15 protein-coding genes are annotated in these 16,639 nt (G+C 71.5%); 6 read left to right on the top strand and 9 right to left on the bottom strand.

Annotated features, from left to right (window positions below; genetic code table 11):
- Positions 1–7 precede the first annotated feature (7 nt).
- From ACFWI9_RS06075 to ACFWI9_RS06065, 3 genes are all read left to right on the top strand, one after another.
- Entirely contained in the window at positions 8–994 is a 987-nt protein-coding gene (locus tag ACFWI9_RS06075; protein ID WP_387159305.1) for an RNA polymerase sigma factor SigF, read from the top strand.
- Positions 995–1,174: 180 nt separating this feature from the next.
- Positions 1,175–2,353 (top strand): DegT/DnrJ/EryC1/StrS family aminotransferase, encoded by a 1,179-nt coding sequence (locus ACFWI9_RS06070; RefSeq protein WP_387159325.1) that lies wholly within the window; start codon positions 1,175–1,177, stop codon positions 2,351–2,353.
- Positions 2,346–4,403 carry a lipopolysaccharide biosynthesis protein gene (locus ACFWI9_RS06065; RefSeq protein WP_387159304.1) on the top strand — a complete coding sequence of 686 codons (2,058 nt, stop codon included), beginning with the start codon at positions 2,346–2,348 and terminating at the stop codon, positions 4,401–4,403. The genes ACFWI9_RS06070 and ACFWI9_RS06065 overlap by 8 nt, the downstream gene beginning before the upstream one ends.
- Here the strand turns inward: ACFWI9_RS06065 and ACFWI9_RS06060 are convergent.
- The 7 genes from ACFWI9_RS06060 to ACFWI9_RS06030 form a co-directional block, all read right to left on the bottom strand.
- Complete coding sequence (locus ACFWI9_RS06060) at positions 4,378–5,511, bottom strand: glycoside hydrolase family 26 protein (protein ID WP_387159303.1); 1,134 nt, start codon at positions 5,509–5,511, stop codon at positions 4,378–4,380. The genes ACFWI9_RS06065 and ACFWI9_RS06060 overlap by 26 nt on opposite strands.
- A 56-nt stretch (positions 5,512–5,567) precedes the next feature.
- Entirely contained in the window at positions 5,568–5,984 is a 417-nt protein-coding gene (locus tag ACFWI9_RS06055; RefSeq protein WP_387159302.1) for a hypothetical protein, read from the bottom strand.
- 55 nt (positions 5,985–6,039) lie between these two features.
- Positions 6,040–7,917, bottom strand: coding sequence for a hypothetical protein (locus tag ACFWI9_RS06050; RefSeq protein ID WP_387159301.1), 1,878 nt, complete (start codon positions 7,915–7,917; stop codon positions 6,040–6,042).
- 176 nt (positions 7,918–8,093) lie between these two features.
- On the bottom strand, positions 8,094–8,921 hold the full coding sequence (locus tag ACFWI9_RS06045) for a polysaccharide deacetylase family protein (RefSeq protein WP_387159300.1): 828 nt from the start codon (positions 8,919–8,921) through the stop codon (positions 8,094–8,096).
- A complete protein-coding gene (locus ACFWI9_RS06040; RefSeq protein ID WP_387159299.1) occupies positions 8,918–10,222 on the bottom strand; it encodes a glycosyltransferase in 1,305 nt (434 codons plus the stop codon). The genes ACFWI9_RS06045 and ACFWI9_RS06040 overlap by 4 nt, the downstream gene beginning before the upstream one ends.
- A gap of 18 nt (positions 10,223–10,240) precedes the next feature.
- Positions 10,241–11,326, bottom strand: coding sequence for a GNAT family N-acetyltransferase (locus tag ACFWI9_RS06035; protein ID WP_387159324.1), 1,086 nt, complete (start codon positions 11,324–11,326; stop codon positions 10,241–10,243).
- Positions 11,327–11,471: 145 nt separating this feature from the next.
- The gene (locus tag ACFWI9_RS06030) at positions 11,472–12,179 is read right to left on the bottom strand and encodes an AAA family ATPase (protein ID WP_387159298.1); all 708 of its coding nucleotides are present in this window, start codon (positions 12,177–12,179) and stop codon (positions 11,472–11,474) included.
- A gap of 128 nt (positions 12,180–12,307) precedes the next feature.
- On the opposite strand from ACFWI9_RS06030, the gene ACFWI9_RS06025 reads away from it, so the two are divergent.
- Positions 12,308–12,604 carry a type II toxin-antitoxin system Phd/YefM family antitoxin gene (locus ACFWI9_RS06025; protein ID WP_387159297.1) on the top strand — a complete coding sequence of 99 codons (297 nt, stop codon included), beginning with the start codon at positions 12,308–12,310 and terminating at the stop codon, positions 12,602–12,604.
- The gene (locus ACFWI9_RS06020; RefSeq protein ID WP_387159296.1) at positions 12,513–13,001 is read left to right on the top strand and encodes a type II toxin-antitoxin system VapC family toxin; all 489 of its coding nucleotides are present in this window, start codon (positions 12,513–12,515) and stop codon (positions 12,999–13,001) included. Before ACFWI9_RS06025 ends, ACFWI9_RS06020 begins: the two co-directional genes overlap by 92 nt.
- Before the next feature lie 99 nt (positions 13,002–13,100).
- Here ACFWI9_RS06020 and ACFWI9_RS06015 read toward each other — a convergent pair whose 3' ends face one another.
- Positions 13,101–14,057, bottom strand: a complete 957-nt coding sequence (locus tag ACFWI9_RS06015) for a hypothetical protein (protein WP_387159295.1) — start codon at positions 14,055–14,057, stop codon at positions 13,101–13,103.
- A 288-nt stretch (positions 14,058–14,345) separates the two neighbouring features.
- Between ACFWI9_RS06015 and ACFWI9_RS06010 the strand changes: the two genes are divergently transcribed.
- Positions 14,346–15,365: an ArsR family transcriptional regulator gene (locus ACFWI9_RS06010; RefSeq protein ID WP_387159294.1), complete on the top strand. Its 1,020-nt coding sequence runs from the start codon at positions 14,346–14,348 to the stop codon at positions 15,363–15,365.
- Here the strand turns inward: ACFWI9_RS06010 and hutI are convergent.
- The gene (gene hutI, locus ACFWI9_RS06005) at positions 15,331–16,557 is read right to left on the bottom strand and encodes an imidazolonepropionase (protein WP_387159293.1); all 1,227 of its coding nucleotides are present in this window, start codon (positions 16,555–16,557) and stop codon (positions 15,331–15,333) included. The two genes, ACFWI9_RS06010 and hutI, sit on opposite strands and share 35 nt — an antisense overlap.
- Between the last annotated feature and the right edge of the window lie 82 nt (positions 16,558–16,639).

Raw genomic sequence — 16,639 nt, 5'->3', positions numbered from 1 at the left:
GAGAACGATGGAGGAGACCATGTCACCCCGGCTCGACGAAACGCGGACCCCGCACGCGACGTCGACACGTCCGCACGATCACCTCGAAGACACCACCGTGTTCGGCAGCCCCACGCAGACCGAGCACACAGAGCACCCAGAGCGCACCGCACACACCGCGCGGCCCGAGCAGCAGCTGCTCGACGAAACGCTGCTCGACCTCCCGGACATCCCGCCCTTCGAAGAAGTGGGCGCTGTTGACGCCCGGGCATTGTCCAAGACCCTCTTCGCCCGCCTCGAAGCGCTCGAGGAAGGCACGCACGAGTACGCGTACGTACGCAACACGCTCGTGGAACTGAACCTGGCGCTGGTCAAGTTCGCCGCTTCGCGGTTCCGCTCCCGAAGCGAGCCGATGGAGGACATCATCCAGGTCGGCACGATCGGCCTCATCAAGGCGATCGACCGCTTCCAGCTCAGCCGCGGTGTCGAGTTCCCCACCTTCGCCATGCCGACCATCATCGGCGAGATCAAGCGGTTCTTCCGCGACACCTCCTGGTCCGTGCGCGTACCGCGCCGCCTCCAGGAGCTCCGTCTCGACCTCGCGAAGGCGGGCGACGAGCTCGCCCAGAAGCTCGACCGCGCACCGACCGTCGGTGAGCTGGCAGAGCGTCTCGGCATCAGCAGGGACGAGGTGGTCGAGGGCATGGCCGCGAGCAACGCGTACACCGCGAGCTCGCTGGACGCCCAGCCCGAGGAGGACGACTCCGAGGGCGCGCTGGCCGACCGGATCGGCTACGAGGACCACGAGCTGGAGGGCGTCGAGTACATCGAGTCGCTCAAGCCGCTGATCGCCTCGCTGCCGCCGCGTGACCGCAGGATCCTCTCGCTGCGCTTCGTCGCGGGCATGACCCAGTCGGAGATCGGCGACGAGCTGGGCATCTCGCAGATGCACGTGTCCCGCCTGCTCGCGCGCACGCTGAACAGGCTGAGAAAGGGCCTCACGGTCGTGGAGTGACGCCACGCCCGTGGCAGCAGCCGCAGTGCCTTCCGAGGGCATCCGAAGGGTCCATTCCGTCAAGGGATGGGCCCTTCCGCCTTATTGACGGTGCGGTCCGGAATGCGCCACATTGAGCCCGGGGTTCAGGGGGGCCATATGGCGATCAATGGGGCACTGGACGGGGCGCTGGACGCGTGGATGCGCGACCGCACCGGCCGGGAAAGCCTGTACGTGCCGTCGTGCCGCTTCGGGCTGTACCTGGCGCTGCGCCACTGGTGCAGACCCGGCGGGCGGGTGCTGATGTCGCCCGTCAACGACGACGTGATCTTCTTCGTGGTGCTCGCGGCCGGGCTGCGTCCGGTGCAGGCGCCGCTGAACGCCCGGCACGGCTCCATCGATCCGGCGGCCGTTCCTGACGCGTTGTGGCAGAAGCTCTCCGCCGTTCTCACCACCAATCTGTACGGCAACCCCGACCCGGCGCCCGCGCTGCGCGCCCGCTGCGACGCCCTGGGCATCCCGCTGATCGAGGACGCGGCGCACGCCATCGGCTCACGGGTACCGGGCGGGCGGGCGGTCGGCGACTACGGGGACGCGTCGGTGTTCTCGCTCTCCAAGCACACCGGGGCCAAGACCGGGGGCTTCCTGACCGTCGCCGACCCGGCGCGGCGCGCCGCGCTCGAAGAGGCGCGCGACGATCTGCTGCTGCCATCGCGTGCGGGGTCCGAACTCGCCTACGCCCTGCGGCCGTACGCCGAGGCGGGGGTGCGCGGACTGCGGCTGGCTCGGGCCGCGCGGGCTGTGCCGCGGCTGCTCGGGATGGCGGAGCGCGAGGCGATACGTATGCCGCTGCGGGCCGCCGAGTTGGAACGGGCGGTGGCCGGGGCGCCCGCGCTCGGACCGTTCCACTCCTGGGTGCGGGTCGATATGCACACCTACCGGATCACGCCGGGGGCGGCTCGGCTGCGGCGTACCGTCCGGCTGCTCGATCGCCTTGACCAACGTCTGGCGGCCCATCTCGACGGTACGCGGCGGCTGTTGGACAGCCCCTGGGGCTCGCCCGGTACCGGCTCCGTACAACCGCTGTTCCGGGTACCGCTGCTGGTGGCCGACCGGGACGCGGCGATCGCCGCGTTGGCGCGCCGCCGGATCACCACCGGCTATCTCTACGATCCGCCGCTCGACGACTACGCCTCCGAACTGTTCACGGACCCGTCCCCGGACCCCGCTCCCGCCCGCTGGTTCGCCCGCCATGCCCTGCCCGCCGACCCGCTGAAGGCGGAACAGGTGCTGGCCGTGCTGCGTGCCGAGGGCATACACCCCGCCGAAGGGGTCGCCGCCGGCCTCGTCGGCCCGCACCGGGACGGGACCGGTGACTGACACCGCGCGACTGAGCGAGCGGGGACACGCACCGGCGGCGCCCGGGGCTTCCGGTACCACCCAGGACGGCGGCAGGGACTCCTTGTTCCGCAACGCCTACGCGCTGATGCTGTCGACAGGTGTGTCGGCCGCGCTCGGTCTCGGCTTCTGGCTGGTGGCCGCGCGGTACTACACCGAGGAGGCGGTCGGCCAGGGCTCCGCCGCCATCGCCGCGATGCGGCTGCTCGCATCGGTCACCGCCACCACGATGATCGGCGCGGTGGTGCGGTACGTGCCCAAGTCCGGGCGGGCCACCGCGGGGCTGGTGTGGCGCGTGTACGCGGCCAGTTCCGCCGTCGTGTCGCTGGTGTGCGCGGGCTTCCTGCTCACGCTCGACCTGTGGGGGCCTTCGTACGCGCCCCTGCACGGCCCGACCGCCGGTCTGGTCTTCACCGCCGCCTGTGTGGCCTGGGCGCTGCTGACGCTCCAGGACGGGGTGCTGACCGGGCTGCGCAAGGCGGTCTGGGTGCCCGTCGGCAACGCCGTGTTCTCGCTCGGCAAGCTGCTGCTGCTCGCCGGGTTCGCCGCCGCCCTGCCGGTGCTCGGGGTCTTCGTGTCCTGGGCGGCGGCTATCGCGCTCTCCGTACTACCGCTGGGCTGGCTGGTGTTCCGCAGACTCATCCCGCGCCAGGCCGCGGCCGACCACGACCGCGAACCGCCCCGGCTGCGGGACATCGGGCGGTTCCTGGCCGGGGACTCGGTCGGTGCGCTGTTCTCGCTGGCGATGATCAACCTGGTGCCGGTGATGGTCGCCGTGCGGTTCGACGCCGCGCACAACGGCTTCTTCTACATCGCCTACACCGTCGGCGGCACCATGGAGTTCATGGCCATCAACATGGCCTCCTCGCTGACCGCGCACGCCTCGCACAGCCCGGAGAGCCTGGCCGACGGCGTACGCGGGGCGCTGCGCAGAATGACGCTGCTGCTGGTGCCCGTGGTGCTGGTCCTGGTGGTGTTCGCCCCGCGGATCCTCGCCCCGTTCGGCCCGGACTACGCCGAGCACGGCACCACGGTGCTACGCCTGCTGGCCGCCGCCGCGCTGCCCCGGGTGGTGGTCGAGCTGTACATAGGGGTGCTGCGGGTCCAGGGGCGTACCGGCGCGCTGGCGGTGCTCCAGGGGGCGATGTGTGCGCTGGTGCTGGGGAGTACGGCGGTGCTGCTCGGGCCACTGGGGATCTCAGGCGCGGGGCTCTCGGTGCTGCTGTCGATGACGGCCGTGGCCCTGGCCGCGGCACCGGGCATCAGGGCCGCCCTGGCGGGCCGCGCACCACGTCCGCGCCGTGCCGCGCGGCGGCCGTGGCGGCGGCGTGAGGTGCCCGGGTACGGGACGACCTGGGCGCGTCAGGCCGCGGCCGAGGCCGAGGCCGCGTACCGGCGAGGCGGCGGGACGGCCGCGCGGAGGCAGGACGGCGGATCACGGCTCGTCTTCTGCCTGTGGCTGCTGCTCGCGCTCGCCGCCGCGCTGTTCTGGATACCGCTCACCCGGGCGGCGCCGGTCGGCCCGGGGCCGCTTTCCGGCGTGGAGCTGGTGCGGGCACTGCCCCAGGTGTCCGTCGGCGCGTGGGTGCTGCTGGTCGTGGTGCACTGCGCCGCGCTGGCGGTGCGGCGGCTGCGCCCGGAGCTGCTCGCCGCTGCGCTGCTGACCACCGTGGCGGCCCTGCACACGGCCCCGGCGCTGCTCGGCGTACGGCCACGGCCCGCGCAGGGGCCGTGGGTGGCGGAGCTGCTCCCCCGGGACGACGTGCTCGCGGTACTGCCGTTCGTGATCCAGTTGCTGTGTCTGGGCCTGACGGCCCTGTCGCTGGCCGCCGTCGGCACACCCGCCCGCATCACGGCGGGTGCGGTATGGGTGCTCGCCGTGGTGGGCTGGGCGGCTCAGGACGCCTTTGCCGGGGCTCCGCTGCCGGTGCTCCTGGGCTGTGTGGCGGTGGCGGCGGGGACGTCGGCGTACCGGCGTCTTCGGGGGTGGCGTCCGGGCGACGGCGTCAGCGGGTCGGGACGGTCTGTCTGAAGTAAGGGGCGCGCCCGGCGATCCGGTAGCCGTCGAGGCCGGGGCCGCTGTCGACGGTGAGGTCGCAGCCCGCGCCCGGCACCGCGCGGTTCCAGTGCACCAGCGCCCGCACCCGGGGCAGACTCGGGGCGACCTGGGGGATACGGGCGTACCAGTCGCGCTGGCGCTGCGGCTGCACCGGGTCGGGCGCGGTGGCAAACTCGGCGAGCATCAGCGGCTTGCGGTCGGAGACGTGTGCGCGCAGCCAGTCGTAGGAGGGGCGCTGGCTGCGTTCGAAGTCCAGCCAGTTCGGGGACTTGTGGCAGAGGTAGTAGTTGTACTGGTCCATGCCGATCCAGTCCACGTAGTCATCACCCGGATAGAGCCGTTTCATCAGATCGGCGTTGCCGAGGTAGCCGGAAACGGTCCACACCCACACCACGTTGTCGACTCCGAGCCTGCGGAAGCGGTCGTGGATGTGGCGGTAGGCGGCGACGAACTCCTCGGGGGTGCCAGCGCCTTCTTTGATGCGGAAGTCGGCCTCCTGGTCGAAGGAGAAGAACAGGCGTTTGCCGTAGGCCTTCAGCCGGCGCGCCTGCGGGTCGATGATGTCGCGGTCGTACGCGCCCGATGCGATGTTCTTCCAGCCGAGCTGGGTCTCGGTCCAGTCGGCGTGGTGCGGCTCGGTCCAGACGGTGGACTCCCAGGCCAGCATCAGCAGGCGGTCGCGGCCCAGTTCCTGTTCGTCGGGGGTGAGCAGCTCGCCGTCCAGCGGGCTGCGGGACATGTCGTGGTAGTTGTAGACGAGATCGAGCCTGCGGCCGATCTTCGCCTCGAAGGCGTACACCGCCTCGGTGAGGGAGCCGCTGGGCGCGTACGGGACGTAGGCACCCCACCAGGCCCCGCAGCGCGGCTCCAGCTTCTCGGTGGGCGCGCAGGCCCCCTCGGGAAGCGCGCCGGACGCCGCGTTGCCCGGGAGGACATGGCCCCCCGGATCCCCGGGGTCTTCCTCCTTCCCGTCGCCGTGGGCGATCCACACCCCGAGACCCGCGAGCAGCGCGCCGACGGCGGCGAGGACGACGGCGGCGAACGCGCTCCTCGTCGTCCGCGTGGTCGTCGCGGTCCGCATGTTCCTTTTGGCCCTTGTGTTCCTTGCACCCCCGGGGTGTGCGGGGCGGGTCCCCGTCATCCGCCGCTCCCGAGCTCCGGGTCCGGTGTGGCGCGGGTCCGTTCGACCGCTCCCCGGGTGGCCGCGGGCAGCGGCAGTCCCGGCAGGGCGGCGGCGAGCGTGGCGAAGCAGGCCAGCGACACCAGGAAGGCCGTGGCCGAGAAGGCCCGCACCAGCAGCAGCGAGGTGGCCGTGAGCACGCCCAGTGAGAGGCTGACCGGGGCGGCCAGCGCCAGCGCCTCAAGCCGGGCCCCGGGTCGCAGTCCGCCGCCGTCCGGCTGCGGGTACAGCAGGGCGAGCCCCGGCCCCATGAGGGTGAAGGCGAGCACCGGGAGCCAGCGCAGCGGCGATCCGCCGGGGAGCACGGTCGCGGCGAGGGCGATCCAGCCGGATGCGGCCAGGGCGGTTCTCAGCCCGATGTGGTGGGGTTTCATGGTGCGCACAACCCGCGTAGCCCGCATAACCCGCATGGCGATCTCCCTTTCACGGTCACCGGCTGCTGTACCGGAGGACGAGCCCGTGCTCACTCTCCTCCACGGTCCGGAAGAGCGGGGACGCCTTGAGCGCCGCCTTCAACCGCGTGAATCCGCCGGACGGCAGATATCCCTCTCCCGTCACAGCTTTCTCCTGGGTCGGTGTGAGGACCACGTACGCGGCCCGCCCCTCGGGTATCCCCCGGGCCAGATAGCCCGCCGGGTCCTTGAGCATCCGCAGGTTCTCCCGGACGTCCTGCTCGGTGAAGAACCAGCGCTCGTAGTGGTCGTAGCGGTGGTACGCGCCGGGGAACGAACCGGTCGTGGCGAGGATCAACGCTCCGTCCGGCGCACGGTCATAGGCCCGCCGGGTCAGGGCGATTTCGGCCGGAGGCGCGTAGTGCATGCCCTCCTTGCCGTAGTACGAGGGCAGGAAGCCGGCCGCCAGGGCGATGAGCGCGGCGGGCAGGGCGAGCAGCGCGACACGCCGGGCGGCGGTCAGCGAACGGCGGCGACCGGCCGCGGCCGGGACAAGTGCGGCGGCGGCGAAGAACGCGGTACCCGGCAGCCCGAAAAGGTAGACCCGGAAGAGCATTTCGCCGCCGTAGTCGTTGACCGCGAACATCGGCACCGGCGCCGCGGCGGCCAGCAGCAGCGGCAGCGCGCTTCTGGTCAGCCTGCGGCGCAGCAGCACCGCCGCAGCGGCGAGCACGGCCAGCACACCCACCATGGCGATATTGGCGGCGCCGACCAGCTCGGGTCCGGGCCCGGTCGGCTCTCCCGCGTATCCCGCACGGGAGTTGGACAGCAGATCGCCCGCCGATTCGCGCAGTGTGCCGAGGGTGTCCAGGAACAGCACCCGCCCCATGGTGAGGTCCCAGACCACCATGATCAGCACGGAGACGGTGAGCAGCCCCCAGTTGCGGTAGCGGCGGGTGAGGCACAGCGCGGCCAGGGTCGCGCACAGCATCACCGGGGTGAGCTGGTGCGAGGCGTTGATGGCGGCGATCAGCGGGGCGGCGACCGCGACGGCGACCGCCCGCTGCCGGGTCCCGGTGGGTGGTGGCACGCCGGCGGCAGCCGGGTCGAGTCCGCCGCGCTCGCGCAGCCGCCCGGCTGAGCCCGGCTTCACGAAGTGCCGTACGACGAGGGCGAGCACCGTCAGATACAGCAGATACGCGAAACCCTGCGGGGAGAGGTAGTCCTGCCCCACCCAGTTGGCGAGTTGGAAGATCCACACCGCCGTCCACACCAGCCGCCAGTCGTCACTGAAAGTGCGGTAGACCAGCACGAGCACCGGCAGCGTGAGCGCACCCAGCACGACGGGCGCCCAGTTGGCGTACGAGGCGGCGGCGTCCACGCCGAAGGCCCGCACCAGCGCCGCGTTGAGCGAGAAGAACCCGGGCCACTGGTCGTACGCGGACATCCCGCCGGACAGCTCGGCGGTGGGATGGACCGCGCCTTCGGCCAGGATGCGGGTGACCACGGCGTCGTGTTTGGACGCCCAGGCGTAGCGCACGGAGTCGTAGAGCAGCGCGGGCGGCGCCTTCAGCGCGACGAGCATCGCCAGGCAGTAAGCGGCCGGCCACCACGGGGCGGTCCCGGCGCGCCGCAGCGTGACCAGAAAGCCCGCCGTGAGCACGGCGAGGGCGCCGTAGTAGGCGGGAGGAAAGCGGTCCAGCAGACCGTAGTCGCCGATGTCGCGGAAGTCTGTGCGGGGCACGGCGTACAGCCACAGGCCCGCGGCGACCGGGAGCGGCAGCCAGCTGAACAGGCTCTGGGGGCTGCCGGTCAGCCAGGCGGGGCGCCGCAGCCGGCGGCACCTTCCGGCCGGGGGCCGCGACAGCTCAGGGCTGCCGGCGACCGCCGTTGCGGGCACGCGTTGCTGCTGCACGGTGCGACTCCCCCCACCGATGTGGTCGCGGCTCGTCACGCCGCTGCCCCCTTCAGCGAATTATAGGAACCTGGTGCACATTTGGTCCCCTCTCGCCCGAATACACAGCCGAATAGGCGACCGGCACACAAACACACAGAGATCATGTTTCATCCGGCTCATCAGGTTCACCTCGCTCATCCCGCGAACTCCGGCCCGCGCACCACCGCCCGCGCCCGTCGCCACAGCCGCCACCCCATCGTCGGCAGCGAGTCCGGATATGGCGCGACCCGCGCCCCCGTGCCCGCCATCCATGCCTCGATGTCGGCCACGCTGTGTCCGCGCCGCACGATCAGCCGGGCGATGCGGTATGCCTCGTCCCGTTCCGAGCTGAGCGCATGGCGTACGGCGACGGCCGACTCGTATCCGGCGGCGCGCGCGGCACGGCGTACGGCACGGCTGTTGTAGCCGTGCGGATAGGCGAGGTGCCGTACCTCATGTCCCAGGGCGTTCTCCAGAACGGCCTTGGATTGCCGCAGTTCATGGCGCAGCCGGCGGGGTCCGATGGTGTCGAGCTGCGGGTGGGTGACGGTGTGCGCGCCGACCTCCATGCCGTACCGCTCCAGCAGCGGTGCCTGGGCCAGGGTCATCATCGGGGCGGGCGGCAGCAGGCTGCGCAGCCCCGGGGTGATGGCACCGGTGGTGAGGTAGGCGGTGGCGGGCAGTCGGCGGGACGCGAGCGCCTCGGCCGTGGGTCCAGGCAGGTCGGCGAAGCCGTCATCGAAGGTGAGCAGCACGGGCCGGGGCGGGAGTCCGCCCCTTCCGCGGAGATGGTCGGTGAGGGTGCTGATGGTCACCGGGGTGCGCCCGCTGGCCTGGATCGCGTCGAGCTGGGCGGAGAAGTCCCGTGGTGTGACGCTGAATTCGGCGATCCAGTCGGGCGGGTCGTCCATCACCGCGTGGTAGAGCAGCACGGGGATGCGGGCGGACTCCGACGCGTCGCGTCTGCCGCTTGTGCCGCTCATCGCGCCGCCTCCCCGGGCCGCACCGCGGACTTGCCCCCGGACTTCCCGCCCGGCCCCCAGGGCAATGGCATTCCCCGCACCCTCCGCCTGGCCTTCAGGTATCCGATGGGCCCGTACAGCATCCCCCTGCGCTCCAGCCGGGACAGTTCCCGTGGCCAGGCGTGCTGCTGGACGCCGTGCTCTCCCGGCACCCCGCGCTCCTCCCCCGCCCCCCGCTCGGCGGTCATCGCGCGGGCGTGGGCGAGACCACGCGGCAGCCGGGCCAGGAGTGCGGGCAGCAGCGCGGGGCGGCGGGCGACGAGGGCGGTGAGGTAGGCCGTGAGCCCGGCGCCGTAGCCGTACGCCTGGTCGCGCAGGTCCCGCGGGGTCTCGCGGTGGTGGTGCCAGACCAGGGCGTCCGGGGTGTAGTGCAGCCGGTGCCCGGCGGTGAGTATCCGCACGAAGGCGTAGAGGTCGTCCCCGCCGCGTGCGGCGGTGCCGGTACCGGTGGCCGGGTCGAAGCCGCCCACGGCGCGCAGCGCACCAGCCCGGAAAGCCATGTTGGCGCCCGATCCGAAGCGCCCGGCCGTGAACGGGAACAGTGGCTCGGCGGTGGCGGCGGGCGGGCGGGCCGGGTCCCAGGTGCGGGCGGTGAAGCCCTTGGCGAAGCCACCGTGGCTTTCGAGCAGGATCTGCGCGGGTGTGCTGAGCCGGGCGGGCAGGATCAGCCCGGTCACACAGCCGATGCGCGGATCGCGCGCGAACGGCGCGCTGAGCGCGCTGAGCCAGTGCGGGTCGGCGATCACGTCGTCGTCCGTGAACGCGAGCACCGCTCCACGCGCTGTGGCGACGCCCCTGTTGTGCGCGGCGGCCAGGCCGGGGACGGGCTCGTACGCGTAGCGGACCCGGTCGGCGTACTTGTATGTGACGAGCTCGCGGGTGGTGTCGGTGACGGGCGCGTTGTCGACGACGACGATCTCGAAGTCCGGGTGGTCTTGGGCGAGCAGCGAGTCGAGGGCGGCGGCGAGCCGGTCGGGCCGCTCACGGGTGGCGACGACCACGCTGGCCGGCGGCGGTTCACCGCCGGGCGACTTCGAGGGCGCCGGGGCCGCGCCCTGTACAGGACCCAGCCGCCGGGCCGGCTCGGCGAGGGCAGCGGCCGGGTCGGCGCCTTGGGGCACGGTCCCGGTGAGGCAGGCGACGGGCCGTCCGCGCAGCCGTACGAGCACGAACACCTCGCCGGGCACGATGGGCGGCGCCCCGGGGGCCGGTCGCAGCTCGGAATCGGCGCCGTCGAGATCGAGTTCGGCGACCTGGTACATGTGCTTCCCCCTCCGTGCTCAATGGCCCCGCAGCCGTCCGAGCTGCTTGAGTGTCCGCTGGGCGTGCCTGGCGAGCCGTGGCCGGTTGCGTACGTAGCCGTGCGCGCGGCGCACCGGCTCCCGGCTCAGCCGGTGCAGCGCGGCCCTGGGCCCCGGACGGGTCGCGGAGCCTTCGTGGACGCGGAGTTCGCCGGTCTTGAGCGAGTCCTTGTACTCGGCGGCGCCCCGGCCCAGGTCGAGCAGCCCGATGCCCTCGGCCGCGGCTGCCTCCGCCATCCGAAGGTGCAGGATCAGCCCCGGCGAGTACTTGGCGTAGCCGGTGTCGTAAGCGGGAAACCAGCAGGACAGCACGGTGCGTGAACGCAGCCCGAAATGCGCGGCGATCGGCCGGTCGGCCGCGTACAGCACGGACAGCACACCGGAGCAGCCCGGGGTGCGGGTGCCGTGCAGCCGCCGCACGAGGGTGCTGATCCAGTCCTGGGCGAAGCGGTCGCGGCGGCCCGTCCTGCGGTACTGCGCGGACTTCCACTCCATGAGGGTGCGCAGCGCGGCCGGATCCCGCTCATCGAACACGAACCGAACCGCTCCGCCGTCCGCCTGCCGGGCGAGCCTGCGCTCCTTGGCGGCCGTCGTCCGGTGGAACTTCGGCGCGTGCCGCCGCAGATGCTCCTGGTAGGCGGCGTACCCCGCACCGATGTCGATCACCGGCGAGCCGAACTCCCCGGCGCCGCCGTACGGCAGGAACAGCGTCTGCCCGGACTCCAGGTTGTCGTACTCCCAGGTGGCCAGTGAGCAACCGCGCAGCAACTCCCGCGCCGACATCCGCAGCCCGGGCCGCAGCACCGCTCCCTGGCAGTCGGACACCCCGAGCCCGATGGCCCGACCCTGCCCCAACAACCCCTTCTCGTAAGGGAAGAACCCTGCCTGGGCACCGTCCTCCTCGATCACCCCGACTCGCGCGCCGGGCCGTACGGCCGCTACGGCGAGGGTGAACTCGGGCTCCATGAACGGGTTGGCGGGAGCGTCGGACTTGGCCCGCAGCTCCCTCCAGGCCTCGCACTCGGCTTCGGACAGCTCCCCCGGCTTGACGACACGTATGCGCAGACCGCTCAACTCGACCCCCCGGTCTCCCCCTTGAGCCTTCCCGGGACAGGACGGTACCGGCCGAAAACCTCCCGGGACAGGGTGAGACGGTCAACCCGTGACCAGAGGTACGAATGAGCCGTTCAACGACTCACGTGGGCCGGTGTCAGTCGAGGATGTGCCGCAGATAGGCCTGCGGGTCGGCGAGATAGCGGCGCCAGTGATCGACCAGCGCGAGCTCACCCCAGGCCACCCGCCGCATACCGTGCTCACCGACCTCGAGGATGTCGGCACCCGGCATCGCGGTCAGCAATGGAGAGTGGGTGGCGCAGACGACCTGACCGCCGGTCTTCGCAAGCTGGTCGATATGGCCGACCAGCTCCAGACACGAGCTGAAGGAGAGCGCCGCCTCCGGCTCGTCCATCACATACAGCCCCGGCTGGAGGAACTTCCCCCGGAACGCGGCGAGGAAGCCCTCTCCATGACTGACGGAATCCGGGGCGAACCCTTCCCGGTCCAGTGCATCCAGGGCGGTTTCGGCCCGCAGGAAGAAGCCCTTGCGGGCGGCCCAGCTCCCCATCATGCGCCGCCCCCGCGGCGCGGCGTCGAAGCGCATCCGCTCACCCAGCGACGACTTGGGACGGTGGGTGGCATAGCGCCAGTCGTGCGAACCGCCCCAGGGATCCAGGCCGAACCCCTCCGCGAGGGCCTCGACCAGGGTCGACTTACCCGACCCGTTCTCCCCCACGAGGAACGTCACCGGCGAGGTGAAGCGGAGCCCGTCCGCCAGGAGCGTGCGCACGCAGGGCACGGACCAGGGCCATGTGTCGTCGTCACGCTCGGTCCGATGTGCGTACGCGCGTTCGATAATCACCCCGGTGAGTCTTCCACAAGGGCACGCCGCCGGGCACGTACGTGCCGATGCAGGTAGGAAGGTACGTCGGAAGAGTGACAACGCCGCACATGCATGGCAGCGCCGCACGGGGCCTCTAGCTTTGCCGTATGACCACACGCGTTCCCATCCGGCAGCTACAGCAGCACGCCAGCGAGCTGATCGACAGAGTGGCGGCCGGCGAGCGGGTCGAGATCACCCGTAATGGCCGCCTCATCGCCGTACTGGGGCCACCCGACCCGGAGCAGCGCGTCATGGAAGACCTGATCCGTACGGGCACGGTGGATCCGGACAACGCGGCGTCGGCGCGCGGCCTTGCCGACTGGGAGCCGTTGCCCGCACGGTCAACCGAACCGTCGAAGCTCTCCGAGGTTCTGCTGCGCATGCGCGAGGAAGAGGACCGTTGATCTATCTCGACCGTGCGCGCTGCTGAAGCTCGTCATGCCGGAGCCCGAGACGGCTTCCCTGCGCGCATTCCTGAGCGCACGTGCGGCCGAAGGGCACGTCACCTCCGCACTGTCGCAGACCGAAGTGGCCCATGCCCTGGTACGAGCCGGCGCCGACCCCGATGTCGGGGACGCCGCCGAGGATCTCCTCGACCGGGTACTGCGCATCAGGATCACCGACCCGGTGCTCAGAGCCGCCGGAATGTTCCCGACTCGCCATCTGCGCACACTCGACGCGATCCACCTCGCGAGTGCGGAGTACCTGGAGCAGGCGCTCACCGCTTTCGTCACCTATGACAAGCGGCTCGCCTCGGCAGCAGCGGAACGGGGCCTGCCGGTCGAGGCTCCCGGGGCCTGAACGCGTTCCCTTCACAGCGGACGTTCCGCCACGTGCGGCTGCGTCATACGACCAGCACGGCACGGCTCCGGAACAAGTCACCACAGTGATCGATACGCGTCAGGGATGCGCGCATACCGGGTCGTCGATCGCGGTGACGGTATACGGCGGCGTCCCCGGAGGTTCGTCGTTCTGGCTGTTGACCACGTACAGACGGCAACCGTGCCGGGCCAGCGTGGTGGGCAGGTCGAAGGGCTCGTCGGTGATGCGGTGGGTAACGGTTCCGGTGCGCAGGCCCTCGTCCAGCTCGGCGATGTAGACGCCGTTCGGGGCGCCGTAGTTGAGCACGGCGTACAGCGTGCGACCACGCAGGAGCATGCCGTCCGCACCGAAGGGCGCTTCGCCCAGGTCCAGGCGCTCGGTCTCCTTGGTGGCGGTCTCCACGCGCCAGACAGCCTCGGTTCCGTTGGAGGCCACGAGCAGGGTGGTGCCGTCCTTGTCGGCCACGATGCCGTTGAGAAGCCAGTACTCGGCCGGAAACCGCGGGAAGGCGGAACGGATGTCGAGCCAGGGCAGCAGGGGGCCCAGGACCCCGTGGTGGATCTCGGCGCGGTGCACCACGGGGTTGGCCCAGTCGGTGGCGTAGACGGCGTCCTTGGTGATCACCAGGTCGTTGAGACGAGGCTTCCCGAGAACTCCGTCCTGGGCGGTGCGCGAGGCAAGCAGGTTGCCGTGGCGGTCATTGACGGTCAGTTGCCCGCCGCCCACCGAGAACACGCGCCCGCGGGTGTCGGTGTGCACCCCGAGCGTGCTGGGTCTGTTCTGTGCGCCGTCGGCGCGGAAAGGGCGCAGTCGGGGGTCGCGGACGTGCCCGCGATAGAGGGACCCGTTACCGTCCGATGACACGTACATCGTGCCGTCGCGTCCGATGGCGATGCCCTCCGGCATGACGCCCGGGGAGCCCGACACCACGTAGCTGTCGTGCAGTTGACGCGCGACGGCTGGAACCGGCGCGCCGGCCAGGCCTGCCAGCAGGACCGGGACGCCGAAACACAGGAGACGAGAGGTTCTGGGCATCGTCGAAAGCCTCCGAGTACTCGCGGGTGTACGTGGACGATCAGCCGGCTGCCGTCGAGGAGCCCGCGACAGCCGCTACGCGAGGCAGGGCTCCACCCCCGTGGGGGCCCCACCCTGCCGTGAGCGCCGTCCGCGGGATTTTCACGGCCGGTCTTGATCCCCTCTTGGGTCAGCGGGTGACTCGGGCCAGAATCCTGGGCGGGGCATGATCTCGACAAGGAGCGTCGGGTGTAGCCGAATGTCCCTGGTCAGGCGTGCGACACCGGAACTGCGGCCACAGGGGGCGGTATGCTGCGCATCCACTTCACCTCGAAAGACCTGGCTGCGACCGCGATCGGGCACAGCAAGGCGTTGCCGGTGAGCGAGGCTGTGATGAGCCTGCAGGTGCTCCGCCGCAACTCGGGTCCGCTCTTCACCACATGGCGTCGGCACGTCCTGGAACGTCTTCCCAGCCGACCGTCCCTGCTGGCGTCTCTCGTGCCGGCCTCAGGCTGGGTGCCGGACTTCCTCACCCCCAGCGGGCAGGCATCTGTCGAGGCAGGAGCCATCGAGGCGATACGAGCCACGCCGCACCGACGCGTCCAGGACGACCTGCGTCGACTGGTGCGCCATCAGCGCGTGCCCGCGGCCGTGGGACGACTCGCCGCCGGGGATCCCGAGACCTTGGACGAGGTCGCCGACGCGCTGAAGGGCTATCACGACGTGGCCGTAGCGCCTTTCGCCCACCGCATCCAGGCCATCCTGCAGGCGGACCGTTCGCTGCGTGTGAACATCATGGCCCGCGAGGGGATCGGCGCGGTGCTGGATTCGCTGCATCCTCGAGTGCGGTGGCGGGAGCCGGTACTCGAGGTGCCCAGTCTCCCCGGCCAGGGCGACCTCGATTTCCACCTACAGGGACGGGGGCTGCTGCTGTGTGCGCACCTGTTCTGCGGACCACACCCCCGTGCCCTCCTCAACGACGTCGATACGCCTGTTCTGGTCTACGCGCCGGTCTGGGACCCCGCGGCGGGCGGTCTCACCGTCGAAACCCCGCACACCCGGCGGGACGCAGCCGCACCTCTCGCCGCCGTCCTGGGCCGCACCCGCGCAAGGGCTCTGCAGGTTCTGGCGGATCCCGCCGGACTCACCACCACAGAGCTCGCACAAAGCCTGAGCATCTCCGCGGCCTCAGCCTCCGAGCATGCCACGCTCCTGCGAGCCGCCGGGCTGGTCACCAGCCACCGGCACGCCAACTCCGTGCGCCACACGGCAACCCCGACGGGAATCAGCCTCATCACGGCCGCGGGCTCTGGCCGGACCCCTCACTGACCCGGGAAGCCGGGCTGCTGAAGGAGGCCACCCGAGCGCCCCGCCGCCAGACCTCGCCGACCAGCGGTACCCCCGGCCGGTATGCCAGGTGGACGTGCGACGGGGCGTCCAGCAGCGCGAGGTCCGCGCGGGCGCCCGGGGCGAGGCGGCCGATGTCGGTCCGGCGCAGGGCGGCGGCGCCGCCTGCCGTGGCGGACCACAGGGCCTCGTCGGGGGTCATGCCCATGTCGCGTACGGCCAGGGCGATGCAGAACGGCACGGACGAGGTGAACGAGGAGCCCGGGTTGCAGTCCGTGGACAGGGCGACCGTCACCCCCGCGTCGATCAGCCGGCGGGCATTCGGCCACTCGGCGCGCGTGGAGAACTCCGCGCCGGGGAGCAGCGTCGCCACGGTGTCGCCGTTCGCGAGCGCGTCCACGTCCTCGTCCGTGAGGTGGGTGCAGTGGTCGGCGGACGCCGCACCGAGCTCGACGGCGAGCTGCACGCCCGGCCCGTACGTGAGCTGGTTGGCGTGCACACGCGGGACGAGGCCCTTGGCCATGCCCGCCGTCAGCACGGCCCGCGCCTGGTCGCCGTCGAAGGCGCCCTTCTCGCAGAACACGTCCACCCAGCGGGCGTGCGGTGCGCAGGCGTCCAGCATCTCGCCGGTGACGAGGGCGACATACGCGGCGGGGTCGTCGGCGTAGTCCGGGGAGACGACATGGGCGCCGAGGTAGGTGACCTCGTCGGTGTGCCGGGCGGCGATCCGGAGGGCCCGCTCCTCGTCGTGGGTGGTCAGCCCGTAACCGGACTTGGTCTCGAAGGTCGTGGTGCCCTGCCGCAGCGCCTCCCCCAGATACCGGGTGAGATTGGCCTCCAGCTCCGCGTCGCTCGCGGCGCGGGTGGCGGCGACGGTAGTGCGGATCCCGCCCGCCGAGTAGGCCCGCCCTGACATCCGGGCGTTGAACTCCTGGGTGCGGTCACCCGCGAACACCAGGTGCGAGTGCGAGTCGACGAAGCCGGGGATCACGGCCTGCCCGCCCGCGTCGTACGCCTCGTCGGCGGCGGGCGCCTGCGCGGAGGGGCCGGTCCAGGCGACGGTTTCGCCGTCGATGACCAGGGCCGCGTTCTCGATCAGCCCGAGGGGGCCGTCGCCGGCCGCGGGGTCGTTGGTGACGAGGGCGCCGATGTTGGTGATGACGGTGCTGGTCATGCTTCCCATGCTTCCACAGGCGTCCGGGCCGCTTTCGCGAGGGCGTATGTACGCTCTGGGTGTATGACGGGGGAACGATCAA

It is taken from the genome of Streptomyces sp. NPDC127084, from assembly GCF_042724175.1.
Lineage (GTDB): Bacteria > Actinomycetota > Actinomycetes > Streptomycetales > Streptomycetaceae > Streptomyces.
Note: the sequence above shows the minus strand (reverse complement) of the source record. Positions and strands in the feature narration are given on the sequence as shown.

Excerpts from the sequence above, each read along its gene's own strand:
- ACFWI9_RS06025 (WP_387159297.1), top strand. The coding sequence starts at position 12,308 with ATGACCACACGCGTTCCCATCCGGCAGCTACAGCAGCACGCCAGCGAG.
- ACFWI9_RS06045 (WP_387159300.1), bottom strand. The coding sequence starts at position 8,921 with ATGAGCGGCACAAGCGGCAGACGCGACGCGTCGGAGTCCGCCCGCATC.
- ACFWI9_RS06070 (WP_387159325.1), top strand. The coding sequence starts at position 1,175 with ATGCGCGACCGCACCGGCCGGGAAAGCCTGTACGTGCCGTCGTGCCGC.
- ACFWI9_RS06055 (WP_387159302.1), bottom strand. The coding sequence starts at position 5,984 with ATGAAACCCCACCACATCGGGCTGAGAACCGCCCTGGCCGCATCCGGC.
- hutI (WP_387159293.1), bottom strand. The coding sequence starts at position 16,557 with ATGACCAGCACCGTCATCACCAACATCGGCGCCCTCGTCACCAACGAC.
- ACFWI9_RS06060 (WP_387159303.1), bottom strand. The coding sequence starts at position 5,511 with ATGCGGACCGCGACGACCACGCGGACGACGAGGAGCGCGTTCGCCGCC.
- ACFWI9_RS06075 (WP_387159305.1), top strand. The coding sequence starts at position 8 with ATGGAGGAGACCATGTCACCCCGGCTCGACGAAACGCGGACCCCGCAC.
- ACFWI9_RS06010 (WP_387159294.1), top strand. The coding sequence starts at position 14,346 with ATGCTGCGCATCCACTTCACCTCGAAAGACCTGGCTGCGACCGCGATC.
- ACFWI9_RS06040 (WP_387159299.1), bottom strand. The coding sequence starts at position 10,222 with ATGTACCAGGTCGCCGAACTCGATCTCGACGGCGCCGATTCCGAGCTG.
- ACFWI9_RS06015 (WP_387159295.1), bottom strand. The coding sequence starts at position 14,057 with ATGCCCAGAACCTCTCGTCTCCTGTGTTTCGGCGTCCCGGTCCTGCTG.